The following is a 14,276-nucleotide window of genomic DNA, read 5'->3' on the forward strand; positions in this document are numbered from 1 at the left end:
CATTATAAAAATGAAATGGAATTTACCACTGATAAGATGCTTAATTCTTCAAAGGAAAATTATAAGGAAGGAATTCTAGAGTATCCAAAACTTGAAAAAATTATACCAGCAAAATTTCATGAAATAACAAATAATCTTTTAATTGATTTCAAAACACTTAGTGATGAAGATTTTTATGATAAATACGAACTTATTGATCGAATAGATTATGATGATTATATTGAACAAAAGAAAAGATCTGAATTACTTGGGAGAGTTTTAATTTATTTGTTAATAGATAATTGGTATATTCTAGAATTTGATGAATTAGACGCACTTGAAGAAGTTGATCATTATAAGGATTTTTGGGGTAGAAGAAAAGTAAAGCCAGTATGTTTTTGTTTAGATGAAAATTGTTGTTATATAGCGTATATACCAAAGTCTTCAAAAATCAAATCAATATTTAACATAGATATTGTAGATATTAAAGAAATTGAAGGATTTGATGAGTATGAAGAATACTTTGGACAATTTGATAATGAATAAAAAACAACTAGATTCTTCTAGTTGTTTTAAAAAAGATTTTGTTAATTTTTACACGATTCAATGTAGTTATTTATTTCATCTAATGTAGCATATGAAGAGATAGCACCTTTTTTTGTTGTGCTGTATGCTGCGTAGTAATTAGAAAATAATAAGTATTTTTCTAATGTAGCATCACTTATTTTATCGAGTTCTTCAATGTTTATATTGTCTTTGAGTAAATTAAATAAAAATGAACCAATAAATGAATCTCCTGCACCTGTTGTATCAATTGCGTTTACAACATTTCCAGCTACTTTTATAGTTTTATTTGGAGTATGTGCTTCAGAACCATCTTTTCCTTTGGTAAAAATAATTAATTTAACATTTCCTTTAAACAAAACTTCTTTTGCTTTTTCGATATTATCAAATCCAGTTATAAATTCTAATTCTTCATCAGATATTTTTAAGATGTTAGCAAGTGGTAAAAATTCAAGTATAGCATTTCTACAATCTTCCTCTTTGTTCCAAAGAGGAAGCCTTACGTTTGGATCAAAACTTATTATTGAATTATTTTCCATTGCATACTCTATAGCTTTTTTGTGAGCATATTTCATAGGACATTCAATTAAATCAACTGAACAAAAATGAAGACTATGACAATCATGAAACCATTCTTTTTTTATTTCAGATTCTTCTAAGAGCATATCTGCACTTGGGTTTCTATAAAATGAAAAATCTCTATTTCCATTTTCTTTTAGTGAAACAAAAGCAAGTCCTGTATTTGCTTTGTTAGTTCTTAAAATATAATTTGTATCTATATTTGCTTGATTTAGAATATCTATTATATAATCTCCAAAAGCATCATTTCCAAGTTTTGAAATAAAGCTAGATTTTCCACCAAGTTTTGCAACTACAGCACTAACATTAGCAGGTGCTCCTCCAGCTACTCTTTCAAAATTTTGTACTTCTTTTAAGGAACAATTTTTTTCATTTGGAATAAAATCGATTAATGCTTCACCAATACTTATAACTTTTTTCATATTTAATCTCCTTTTATGTTAAAGCTTCCCATCTCGTAAATTTCAACCTTTAAATTTTCACCAGTTAAGTTTATTTCACGTACATTTTTATCTGGATAAAATCTAGATGTAAATACTTCTTCACCATTATTTAAAAATATTTCTATAGAAGATGTATCAACAAATGCTCTTAGATTTTCTATTCTTTCAAGCTTACAACTTCTTTTAGTTCTTCCAAACCCTATTTCATTAAAGCTTAAACTAAATAATTTTTCCTCTGATGAATATTCGAGAATTGCACCTTTTTTTATAATTAATTTAAAATCATTAGATTTTTCAAAATCAATATTTATTTCAAAAGTATCAAAAGCTTCATCAACTAAAGTTTTTTCAACTTTAAAATCTTTTTTAGTTTTTCTAAGACTTTCTAGTTCACAAATAGGTATTTGAATTAATTTGTTATTATTTATTTTTAATTCTCTTGGAATTGTTAAAGCGTGTTGCCAATGATATTCAGTTGTTGGATTAGTATATAAATCTTGTATGTCAGGAAGTCCCATCCAACCTATTAATATTGTTCTTTTCTTAGAATCAACAAATGTTTGAGATGCGTAAAAATCAAATCCTCTATCTATTTCATTAAAATCACTTAACTTATAATTTGAAGTTTTATAGTCTCCTTCTATGAAGTAATATCCTGTTTGATAAATGTTGTTATATTTTATATCATCAGGTTCGATACCTTGAGGTGACATAATCAATATATTTTTATTTTCTAATTTTATTAAATCTGGACATTCCCACATATATCCAAAAATTTCTTTGCTTTTTATAGTGTTTATGAATTTCCAGTTTTTCAAATCATGACTTTCAAATAAAAGAATTTGTCCCACGTTTTGTTTATCTCTTGCCCCTTGAACCATATAAAATTTATCGTTTTCAATAAATACTTTTGGATCTCTAACATGACAAGTTAAGTTATCTGGATAGTCAGAATTTCTCATTAATAAAGTTTTGTTTTCAAAATTCTCTCCATCTTCACTTACTATTAAAATTGTATTATGTTCTCTACCTGAATTTATATAATCGTGATTTCCTATGTTTTTAACATTTCCAGTATAAAATATATACATTTTATCATTATGAACTAAAGTTGAACCAGAATAAGCACCATGGCAGTCATACGGTTGATCGGAAAAAATTTTTGCTCCTTCATCTTTCCAATTTATAAAATCTTTAGTTGTATATAGTCCCCAAAATTTAGTTCCACCATTTGAATCGAATGGTGAATATTGGTAAAAAATATAATATTTTCCTTTAAATTCACAAAGACCATTTGGATCATTTAACCAACCAACAGGAGGCATTAAATGAAATTTTAATCTATGGTAATCTTCATTAACTTTTTCTTTGAAAGTGTTTTTATATAGTTTTACTAATTTTTTAAAGTCTCTATTTAAAGCATTCATAATATATCTCCTATCTAAAAGGTGTCATTAAAGACACCTTTTAAGTATTTATTTAGATTCTTTCCAACCAAGAGCTAAAGCTGTGAAAAATGCAACTCCAACCGATATAACCATCATTATTAAATAATGAACTGGTGCATGTAAATGAAGTAATAGACCAAATATTCCTGTTACTCCAGTTCCAGTTGCTCCAAGATTTACAATTGATGCATATAAAGCTCCAGCAGCTCCTCCAATTGCACCAGCTATAAATGGTTTCATAAATCTTAAGTTAACACCAAATATTGCAGGTTCAGTTATACCAAGCATGGCACTAATTGCTGCAGGAAATGCAAGAGATTTTATTTTTTTGTCTTTAGATCTTATAGCTACTGCAAGTGTTGCCCCACCTTGAGCTAAGTTTGCTGCTGATGCTATTGGTAACCAATAAGTTAAGCCGTACTGTGATAGTTGACCTAAATCAATAATTGAATACATGTGGTGAATTCCAGTTACAACAGTTGATGAGTAAATACCACCAATTATTGCAGAACCTATTCCAAAAGGAATTTGAACTATTTGTCGTACACCTGATAAAAGACCATTTTCTAAAAATACAAAAATTGGACCGACTATAGTTAAAGTAAGATATCCTGTTGTAAATAGTGTAACTAATGGAGTTACAAATAAATCAAGAGTTGAAGGTACTATTTTGTGAAGTTTCTTTTCAATAATGCTCATTATAAAAACAGCTATAACGATTGGTATAACATGCCCTTGATATCCAACTAAAGGTATTTCATAGAGTCCAAACCAAACGCTTTGCATTGTTTGATATCCATCTGAAGCAACGGTCCAAGCGTTTTGAAGATCTGGATGTATCATAATCATTGCCATAACAGCACCTAAAAATTGATTTGCACCAAACACTTTTGCACTACTGAATCCAATTAAAATTGGTAAAAAGATATATGCTGCATTACTAAATATTTTTAAGAATACAAACCAAGATGCACTAGTGTTAATTGATAAGAAACCGTTATTAACACAAAACATTATAGCTTCGGTGAGTCCCATCATGAGACCACATGCAACTATGGCAGGAATTATTGGAACGAAAATATCTCCCAAAACTTTTATAATTTGTTTTAATTTGTTTTGATTTGAAGTTGCCACGTTTTTTAATTCTTCTTTTGAAATTTCTTGTTGACCTGTTAATTTTGCAAATTCAGAATAAACATGATTAACAATACCTGTTCCAAAAATTATTTGAAGTTGACCAGATGCAAAGAAAACCCCTTTTACACCTTCTATTTCTTCAATAGCTTCTTTGTTGACTATTTCATTATTTTTTATAACTAGTCTTAATCTAGTTGCGCAGTGGGCTGCTGAAATTACATTTTCAGAAGTACCTATTTCTTTTACGATACTTTCTGCAATTTTTTTATAATCCATATGGATGTTCCTCCTTATATATTTTTGTAACTATATATAAATCCAATTAGATATTTTATATAAAAAGAATTATGTTTGTAAACACTCTTACTTGTTAAAATAAAATTGTTTTTGTTTAAAAAGTTTTGAAGTTTAAATGAAAAATTAAATTTAAAAGGAAGTATAGAAATTAATTTATACTTCCTTTTTTTTTTAGTAGTTAGTAATGGAAAATGTTTAAATATTGATTTTGGAAGGGAAAAATTGTAGAATATTGTAGTTTGTGGTTATTAATTTAAAATTATTTTACAAAAGATTTAAGTAGAAGATAAATTTCAATTTTTAAAATTAAGGAGGTATTGTTTGATAAAATGAAAAATCGAAAAAATAATAATTTTTCTATTTCTAAGTTGTTTTTTGCTATTGCTTTTATAATTGTAGTTTTTACAGCATTTTTCTATTATGAGCAAGTTTTAAAATATACTTATGAAGATAGAGGGGTACATGAATTTGTAGCTACAAAAATATCAACAGGAGAAGATGTATACCGAATAGGTTGGGGAATTGGATTTAAAAGAACTTTTTATACAGTGCATTATGAGTCGATTGATGGTGAAAATTATAGATGGTCAAGACGTTTAAGTGGAGAAAAAGAAGTAGAAAGATTAATTGAAAATGATGGTGAACAACTTAGTTTACGTGTTTTATATATTCCAGAGAAAAAAGAAGTGGTTGTAACTAAATTTGATACATTAGAAGGATATCTCAAAAATTTAAATATAAAATATCTCATACCAATTGGTTTAGGAATTGGATATATGATTATATATTTTGTATTTTTAAGAAAACGATTTAGAAAAAAGATTGATTTGATGAGAGATAGTAGATGTGATATGTATTTAGTGAAAAAATACAGGGATGATATGAAAAGTGATATAGAAGAATATAAAAAAGTTGCAGAACAGGCAGAGGGACATGCTTTTAATTCGGTTTATGCGTCTATTATTAATATGAGATTTTACGCACTAAGATACGGTTATATACTTGGTAGTGATTTAAATCAATTACATAAGGAATACTTAGAAATTAGCAATGATTTTCAAAAAATTGACTATTTAGTTCACAGCAATAACATTGTGGATATACTTGCACTTGGAATATTATTTGAAGATTCTATAGAAAATCTTAAAAAAATAGTAGAGCTAGGTAACCTTTCTAAAGTAAACGATATTGTGTTTGATTATCTTGCTAATGGTTGTGGAATTAAAAGGACATTTAATTCAAAGTATTTCCAAGATGATGACAATAAGATTTTAACAGAAATTATTCAATTGGCTCAAATAGATAATAAACAAGCATCTGAAAAATTTATAGATTACATAGAAAATGAATTTCCTAAAAATTATTGGGGAGAAGATTGGACAGGAGATGTTGGAGAAAAATTTTTAGGGGTATGTCTTTATGCTTATGCTGCTATTGCAAAAATTTTAAATTTAGATGATAGTTCGTTAAAGGACAATCCTTATTACACTTATGATCTTGTTCATTATAAAAAAGGAATGAAATTTTTCCCAGAAGAAACAGGAGATATGTTTAAAAACTATAAAAAAGGTATTTCTGAATATAAAGAATTGGAAAAATTAATTCCTGTACAATTCCATGAAGAAGCAAATAGAGTTTTTCTTGATTACAAAACTCTCAGTGATGAAGAGTTTTATAAAAAGTATAATCTTGAGCATGCAAGTCGTTATATGTGGAAAGTAGAAGATTACATTGAACGCAAAAATGAACCTTATTTATTTGGATTTCTATTAGTTTGTGTATTAGCAGATTATGGATACTTACTTGAAATTAAAAAACCAGAAGAAATTGAAGAATATGCGTTGTATAATTTCTGGGAAGATATGGAAGACATTGAGGTAAAAGCTGTAAATTTCAATGTTGATAATGGAAATTATTATTTAGCGTACATTCCTAAAGATGTTCAAATTGATTCTATTTTAGATGTAAAAATTGAAAACGTTAAAGGTTTAAGAGAATTTGATAAATATAAAGAAGAATTTTAATAGATAAAAAGGAGTTTATATTATGGCATATTTTTCTGTAACTATAAAAGCAAAGAAATCTTTATTTAGAAGGATACCTAAGTTAAATTTAGAAAAAATACTTAAAAATTGTAAATTGAGTTTTGGAAGCTATAATGATTTTTATATTTTAGAAGAGGATAACACGTATGATGATATGATGACTGTTTATAATCCTGAAAAAATTGGACGAGGTATATGTTTAGATTTTAAGGAAATTGGGAATGGTGAATTAACATTAGCTTGCATAGTACCAGCAACACCTACTGAAATAGATGATTTTTTTAATATAATTCGTGAAGTAAAGTCTCAATATAAAAATATGGAAATATATTTTGAAGATGAAAAAGTAGATGAAGATAAGTTTTTTGGTTTAACTAATACTATTTTAAATGTTTCTCTTGACTATTTAAAGAAAGATTGTTCTAAAGACTCAAAGATCGTTCATAAATTAGCGTGTTTTCCTTATACATTTTCAGATGAACAACGAAATTTATTTAAAAATGCAACTGATTTAAAAGAATATGAAGATTTATTACATAATGTACAAAGCAGAGATTCTTATTATGCAAAACCAACACTTAGAAAATTTCCAACAAATGATGGGATTTTAGCATGTTATGTTTTTACAAGTGATTGTGAAAGTATATTTCCTATAAAAGGAAATATATTTTTACACCGAAATAAATTTGAAATTAGTGATAGTTGTATTAATTTTTTTATAGGAGAAGCGAGACTTATAGATGGAATATATAAGTATGATGAGTTTATTGAATACGTATTAGATAAAGGTGTTGAGTATTTTGATAAAGACCACATAATAGTAAATATGTCTGATGAAGAAGTGCTTGAAATGGTAGAATCTTTACAGAAAATAGATTTGATGTAAAAGTTAAAAATATTTTTAGGTTTAATATTTGAATTTTTAATTTGAGAATACTCTTTCAAAAGGGTATTCTTTTTTATTTGTAAAAATATTGAAGAAAAAATTGAGTTTTAATATAATTTATTTATAGTATGTAGATTAAATGAGGGGATGATATATGTTTAAATATTTTATATATTTTATATATTTTATACTTGGAGTAGTAACTTATTTTTTAATATCGATAATTTTAGAATTCATGTAAACGTTTCATTGATTATTTAAAGAAAGATTGTTCCAAAAACTCAAAACTTGTTTAAAATTTAGCATTATTTTCTTATATGTTTTCAAATCAATAATGAAATTTATTACATGATTTATAAAACAGTTATTATAGAAAGCTGAGATTTAAAAAATTTAAATTTTATGTATAATCTAGTAAAAATATGTAGAATAAGTAGTATAAATTATAATCAAATTATTTTACAATAATTTTACCAAAATATTATAGAAATAAGAATTCACATATATTAGAATATAAGACGGAAATAAAATTAGATAATTTTCATCTTGCGTCTTAGAGTTTGAGTGTGACAGAATAATGTTTTTTATAATTAAAAGTGTGTTTAAAGAGGCAATAATAATTGCTGATTTGACAATATATTTATTTTTATTAAAAAAAGGAGATAAATTATGAAAAAGCGTGTTACACGTATGATGGCAGGTAGTTTATTAGCATTGTCACTTTTAACTGGATGTGTGGGTTCTTCAACAACTGAAGAAGATAGCTCAAAAATTGAAACACTAAATGTAGCTTTTGTACCTTCCAAAGATCCAGATCAAATTATTACAGCAACAGAGCCGTTAAAGGAAATGTTGAAAACTGAGTTAGAAAAAGAAAGTTATACAGTTGATAATGTTAACATTACAGTTGGGACAAGCTATGAAGCTGTAGGTGAAGCTTTAGTTTCTGGAACTGTAGATGTTGGATTTATTCCAGGTGGTACATATGTTTTATACGATGATGGTGCGGAAGTACTGTTAACATCAACAAGAGATGGTTTAAGTAAAAATTCTGAAAATCCAAAGGATTGGAATGATGGAATGCCAACAGAGTATATAGATGAGCAAGCTGTTTTTTATAGATCACTTATTATTGCTGGACCTTCTGAAAAAGGACAAGAACTTAGTCAAAAAATAAATAATGGTGAAGAATTAACTTGGGAAGATTTAGATAGTGCTAAATGGAGTATACTTGGTCCAACTTCATCAGCTGGATATATTTATCCAACACTTTGGTTGAAAGATAATTATGGTAAAGGATTATCAGATTTAAGTAATAAGGTTCAATCTGATTCTTATGGAAGTTCTGTTGCTAGGTTAGCTTCTGGACAAGTTGATATTGCTGTTATTTATGCTGATGCTAGAATTGATTATGCTGATAAATGGAATAGTGATTATGGAAGAGATTTATCGGTTTGGGAAGAAACTAATGTTATTGGTGTAACACCTCCTATTTATAATGATACGGTTAGTGTAAGTAAAAATTCTAAGATTATGACAGATGAGTTTAAAAATGCTCTTTCAAGAGCTATGATAAATATTGCTAAAACAGAAGAAGGAAAAGAGGTTATTTCGATTTACAGTCATAAAGGTTATGAACCTGCAAAATCTTCTGATTATGACAATGAAAGAAAAGTTCAAGAATTAATTCGTGAACTAAATGCACAATAAAATTAGGATTTGAGCAGGGTTTTTCCCTGCTTTTTTTATAAGTAAAAAGAAAGAAGGATTTTTATGATTGAATTTAAGGACGTTTCTAAAATATATCCAAATGGTGTTAAAGGGCTAGATAATATAAATTTAAAAATTGATCAAGGTGAGTTTGTAGCAATTATTGGATTATCAGGAGCAGGAAAATCTACGCTTATTAGAACTATAAATAGGATGATTGATATAACTAGTGGAAAATTAACTGTAAATGGTAAAGAAGTAAATAATTTAAAAGGAAAAGAACTTAGAAAATTTCGTCGTAAAATAGGAATGATTTTTCAATCTTTTAATCTTGTTACAAGAACAAGTGTAATTAAAAATGTTTTAACTGCAAAAGTTCCAGATATTCCATTTGTTCGTTCTGCATTTAGTATTTTTACGAAAGATGAAAAACTTCAGGCTTTAGAAGCCCTTGATAAAGTTGGTATTGTTGAAAAGGCATTTATAAGAGCAGATCAACTTTCTGGAGGACAGCAACAACGTGTTGCACTTGCAAGAACTTTAGCACAAAATCCCGAAATTATTCTGGCAGATGAACCAGTTGCAGCCTTAGACCCAATTACTGCACGAAGAGTTATGGAGGATTTTAGAAAGATTAATAAAGAAATGAATATTTCTATTTTGATTAATATTCACCATGTTGAACTTGCGTTAAATTATGCTGATAGAATCATAGGTATACGAGATGGAAAAATTGTTTATGATGGTAAAGCTGAAGACGTTACTGAAGAGATTTTAGATGATATTTATAAAGGAAAGGCGGATGGAGTGGCGTGAAGAAAAATTTTAGCAAATTATTTCTGCCTCGCAAATTAAAGTTAAGCAATGGAAAAGAAGTTTTAGAATACCCTTCAAAGACACCATTAATAATTTTATTGTTAGTTATCGCTATAGTTGTGTCAGTTAGAATTACAGGATTTAATTTAATGACATTAATAGAGAGAGGAAAACAGTTCTTTACAATTATTGGGCAAATGTTTCCTCCAAAATGGGATTACATAAATAAAATTTGGACGCCTTTGTTTGATACAATTAAAATGTCATTGTTAGGTTCTGTTATAGGTTCTTTAGCTGTTATACCTTTTTCCATTATAGCTTCTAGCAATATTGTAAAAAATAGGTTTATTTTGTCGATATCAAGATTATTCTTAAGTATTATTCGTACTCTTCCAACTCTTGTTATTGCTTTAATAGCAACTTATGTATTTGGATTGGGTACTTTTGCTGGTACTGTTGCTATAGCGATTTTTACTTTTGCTTATGTTGGAAAAAAGCTTTATGAACAAATTGAAACAGTAGATATGGGAGCTTATGAAGCAGCTCAAGCACTTGGAGCAAGTAAGCCAAGAAGTTTCTTTAATGCTATTATTCCACAGGTTTTACCAGCGTATTTGTCTACTTGTCTATTTTGTTTTGAAGGTAATGTTCGTCATGCTGCAATTTTAGGTTATGTTGGAGCAGGTGGATTAGGATTAATTTTAAATGAGAAAATAGGGTGGAGAGAATATAGTAGTGTTGGTATGATATTAGTTGCGCTTTTTTCAGCTGTAGTTATTATTGAAATGTTAAGTCATTATCTTAGAAATAAATTGACGTAGGAGGATTAGTATGAATGAGAAAATTTTAAAACAATATGAAAAGGCTCCACGTAATTTTGGTATCAAAATAGTAATAACACTAATTTGTGTTATGCTTATTGTTTGGTCAGGGACAGCTGTGGAATTTAATGAAGTTTCAAGTAATGGATTGAAAATTGCAAAAAATATTTTCTTGGGGATATTTAATCCAGATAAACAGTTGCTTTTTAATTTTACAACAGCAGGTGTTGCATATCTCTTACTTGAAACAATTTGTATTGCATTTTTAGGTACACTTGTTGGGGCAATTCTTGCCATACCTTTTGCTTTTATTTCAGCAACAAATATTGTTCCAAAATTTTTAAGTGTTATTGGAAGATTTATAATAATGGCGATTCGTACAGTTCCGTCTATTGTTTATGCTTTAATGTTTATTAGAGTAACTGGACCTGGACCTTTTGCAGGACTTTTAACAATGTCTCTTTCGTCAATAGGAATGATTTCTAAAATGTACATAGAGTCGATTGAAGATTTAGATACAAAAATTTTAGAATCTTTAGATGCTTGTGGATGTAATTTTTTTCAAAAAATACGTTATGGAATATTACCTCAACTTTTTCCAGATTTTATATCAACGGTAATATATCGTTTTGATATGAATTTAAGAGATGCTAGTGTTTTGGGGATTGTTGGTGCTGGTGGAATTGGTGCACCTCTAATTTTTGCAATGAATGCTTATAGGTGGAGTGAAGTTGGTTCTATTATAATTGGATTGATTGTTCTTGTTTTAATTATAGAATTCTTTTCTACAAAAATTAGGGTTAAATTGGCTAGGGGGTAATAATGAAACAGGTTTTAAGGATTATTTTTACATCAGATGTTCATGGGTATTTTTTTCCTACAGATTATAATGATAGAAATGAAAAACCTATGGGATTATTTCATATTGCTTCAAAATTTAATAAAGATGAAAATACTCTTATTATTGATGGAGGAGATACACTTCAAGGTTCACCTTTTACATATTATTGCAAACTTAAAGATAAGCCCGAAATAATTTCAAAAATTATGAATGAGGTTGGATATGATATTATAACTATTGGAAATCATGATTTTAACTATGGATATTCATATTTTGAAAGATATTTAAATAGTTTGGATGCGGATTGTGTATGTCAAAATTGTTTTGATTCTCAAAATAAAGTTTTGTTTCCTTATAAAATATTCACTATGAAAAATGGGTTTAAAGTTGGAGTTGTTGGATGTATTACAGAATTTGTTAATTTTTGGGAGCGTAAAGAGAATTTAAACGGAATCTATATTAAAAATGTTTTTGATAGTGTAAAGCAAGCCTATATGGAAATTAAAGATAAAGTTGATGTAAGTATATGTGTTTATCATGGTGGTTTTGAATGTGATCTCAATTCAGGAGAGACATTAGAAACGTCTGGAGAAAATATTGGTGGAAAAATCTGTCGTGAACTTGGATTCGATATTTTATTAACGGGACATCAACATGTAGGTATTGAAGGAAAATATTTTTATGGTACTTATGTAGTGCAAAATTTATTTAATTCTTTAAGTTTTCAGGAAATAAATATTTTTAAAGAAGATGATGAAAAAATTATAAATTCTAAAATGATTTTATCAAAAGATATTGAAATTGAAGATAGAGAATTACCTTTTAGAGATGAGGAAGATAGTGTACAAAATTGGTTGGATAATGTAGTTGGATATTTAGATAAAGAACTTTTTCCTAAGAGTCATTTAGAAATGGCCGTTAATGGTTCAGAGCTTGCAGATTTTATAAATAAAATACAAATAGAATTTAGTAGAGCAGATATTTCTTGTACAAGCTTTGCGAATAAAGTAACTGGATTTCCTAAAGAAGTTCGTATTAGAGATGTTCTTTTGACATATCCATTTCCAAATACTTTGGTGGTTTTAGAAATTACAGGAAAAAATTTAAAAGATGCTCTAGAGCGTATGGCAGAATATTTTGATATTAAAGATGGAAATATATGTATATCGGAAAGATTTTTGAAACCTAAGATTGAGCATTATAACTTTGATTATTTTCTTGGAGTTGAATATGATATTTCCTATGAAAAAAATATTGGAGAACGTATTTCGAATATAAAAGTTAATGGAAATCCTATTGAAAATTCACAAATCTATAAAATATGTATGAATAGTTATAGAGCCAGTGGAGCATGTGGATATGATATGTATAAAAATTGTAAGGTTATAGAAAAATCTAAGGAAGAAATTTTTGAAATTATTGTATCTTATATAGAAAAATTGAAACATAAAAAATCTTGATTTTGTAGTCGTATTATTGAAAAAATAGTACGACTATTTTGTTTTAAATTGATAGATTTTTATGTTATACTTGTATGTGTTAAGGGGTTGTTTTAAAATTTATGTAAAGGATTACAAAAAATAATTATAAAGGATGTTTTAGAAAATGAAAAGATTAGGAATTTCAATTTATCCTGAAAAATCTAGTAAGAAAGAAATTTTAGATTATATAGATTTGTCTTCGGAAATGGGTTTTTCACGTATTTTTTCATGTTTGTTATCGGTTAATAAGAGTAAAGATGAAATTAAAAAAGATTTTATTGAAATAAATAAATATGCTAAATCAAAAGGATTTGAGGTAATTGTTGATGTAGCACCAAATATATTTTCAAATTTAGGTATAAGTTATAATGAGCTTGAGTTTTTTGATGAAATTAATGCTGATGGTGTTCGTTTAGATATAGGATTTACTGGCAATGAAGAAGCTATTATGACATTTAATAAATATAATTTAAAAATTGAAATCAATATGAGTAATAATGTTCATACAATTGATACAATTATGGATTATATGCCAAATCGTTATAATTTGTATGGATGTCATAATTTTTATCCACATATTTATAGTGGTTTAAATTTAGATTATTTTATTAAGTGCACTGAGCGTTTTTTAAAATATGGAATTAAAACAGCTGCATTTGTTACAAGTCAAAATAAAAATACATTTGGTCCATGGCCTGTTACTCAAGGGTTGCCAACTTTAGAGATGCATAGATTTCTTCCTTTAGATGTTCAGATTAAACATTTTTTAGCTATTGATTGTATTGATGATATTTTAATTTCAAATTGTTATCCAAGTTATGAAGAATTAAATTCTTTAAAAAATTTAGATATGCGATTAATAACTTTTGATGTTGAAATGAAGAAAGATGTACCAGAAGTTGAAAATGATATTGTATTTAAAGAATTACATTTTAATCGTGGAGATAAAAGTGAAAATATGATTCGTTCTACTCAAAGTAGATTGAAATATAAAGGATATGAATTTAAATTATTTAATGCACCTGAAATTATTAAACGAGGTGATATTGTAATTGAAAGTAGTAAGTATGGTCATTATGCTGGAGAATTACAAATTGCATTAAAGGAAATGAAAAATACGGGAATGTCTAACGTTGTGGGAAAAGTTTGTGATAATGAAATATTTTTATTAGACTATATAAAACCTTGGCAGAAATTTAAATTTAGAAAGAAAGATTAATTAAAAAAAT

11 protein-coding genes and 1 pseudogene are annotated in these 14,276 nt (G+C 27.4%); 9 read left to right on the top strand and 3 right to left on the bottom strand.

Annotation, left to right across the window (positions count from 1 at the left end):
* Positions 1-525: pseudogene (locus A6P36_RS08220) on the top strand (hypothetical protein); the annotation flags it as partial.
* 41 nt (positions 526-566) lie between these two features.
* Here A6P36_RS08220 and A6P36_RS04845 read toward each other — a convergent pair.
* The 3 genes from A6P36_RS04845 to A6P36_RS04855 are packed head-to-tail and all read right to left on the bottom strand — an operon-like array spanning position 567 to position 4,426.
* Positions 567-1,544: a carbohydrate kinase family protein gene (locus tag A6P36_RS04845; protein ID WP_066761517.1), complete on the bottom strand. Its 978-nt coding sequence runs from the start codon at positions 1,542-1,544 to the stop codon at positions 567-569.
* Positions 1,545-1,546: 2 nt separating this feature from the next.
* Positions 1,547-2,992, bottom strand: a complete 1,446-nt coding sequence (locus tag A6P36_RS04850; RefSeq protein WP_066761519.1) for a glycoside hydrolase family 32 protein — start codon at positions 2,990-2,992, stop codon at positions 1,547-1,549.
* A gap of 48 nt (positions 2,993-3,040) precedes the next feature.
* A complete protein-coding gene (locus tag A6P36_RS04855) occupies positions 3,041-4,426 on the bottom strand; it encodes a PTS transporter subunit EIIC (RefSeq protein ID WP_066761520.1) in 1,386 nt (461 codons plus the stop codon).
* Positions 4,427-4,776: 350 nt separating this feature from the next.
* On the opposite strand from A6P36_RS04855, the gene A6P36_RS04860 reads away from it, so the two are divergent.
* From A6P36_RS04860 to A6P36_RS04895, 8 genes are all read left to right on the top strand, one after another.
* Complete coding sequence (locus A6P36_RS04860; protein ID WP_066761521.1) at positions 4,777-6,471, top strand: PoNe immunity protein domain-containing protein; 1,695 nt, start codon at positions 4,777-4,779, stop codon at positions 6,469-6,471.
* Positions 6,472-6,493: 22 nt separating this feature from the next.
* Complete coding sequence (locus A6P36_RS04865) at positions 6,494-7,378, top strand: DUF4299 family protein (RefSeq protein WP_066761522.1); 885 nt, start codon at positions 6,494-6,496, stop codon at positions 7,376-7,378.
* 669 nt (positions 7,379-8,047) lie between these two features.
* Positions 8,048-9,088, top strand: coding sequence for a phosphate/phosphite/phosphonate ABC transporter substrate-binding protein (locus A6P36_RS04870; RefSeq protein ID WP_066761524.1), 1,041 nt, complete (start codon positions 8,048-8,050; stop codon positions 9,086-9,088).
* Between the two features lie 63 nt (positions 9,089-9,151).
* On the top strand, positions 9,152-9,904 hold the full coding sequence (gene phnC / locus A6P36_RS04875) for a phosphonate ABC transporter ATP-binding protein (protein WP_066761526.1): 753 nt from the start codon (positions 9,152-9,154) through the stop codon (positions 9,902-9,904).
* Positions 9,901-10,725, top strand: a complete 825-nt coding sequence (gene phnE, locus A6P36_RS04880) for a phosphonate ABC transporter, permease protein PhnE (RefSeq protein WP_066761528.1) — start codon at positions 9,901-9,903, stop codon at positions 10,723-10,725. Before phnC ends, phnE (A6P36_RS04880) begins: the two co-directional genes overlap by 4 nt.
* 10 nt (positions 10,726-10,735) lie before the next feature.
* The gene (phnE, locus tag A6P36_RS04885; protein ID WP_066761533.1) at positions 10,736-11,545 is read left to right on the top strand and encodes a phosphonate ABC transporter, permease protein PhnE; all 810 of its coding nucleotides are present in this window, start codon (positions 10,736-10,738) and stop codon (positions 11,543-11,545) included.
* Positions 11,546-11,547: 2 nt separating this feature from the next.
* Positions 11,548-13,026: a bifunctional metallophosphatase/5'-nucleotidase gene (locus A6P36_RS04890; protein ID WP_066761534.1), complete on the top strand. Its 1,479-nt coding sequence runs from the start codon at positions 11,548-11,550 to the stop codon at positions 13,024-13,026.
* Positions 13,027-13,171: 145 nt separating this feature from the next.
* Entirely contained in the window at positions 13,172-14,266 is a 1,095-nt protein-coding gene (locus tag A6P36_RS04895) for a DUF871 domain-containing protein (RefSeq protein WP_066761536.1), read from the top strand.
* The last annotated feature ends 10 nt before the right edge of the window (positions 14,267-14,276 follow it).

This window comes from Candidatus Arthromitus sp. SFB-turkey (assembly GCF_001655775.1).
Classification (GTDB): domain Bacteria; phylum Bacillota; class Clostridia; order Clostridiales; family Clostridiaceae; genus Dwaynesavagella; species Dwaynesavagella gallinarum.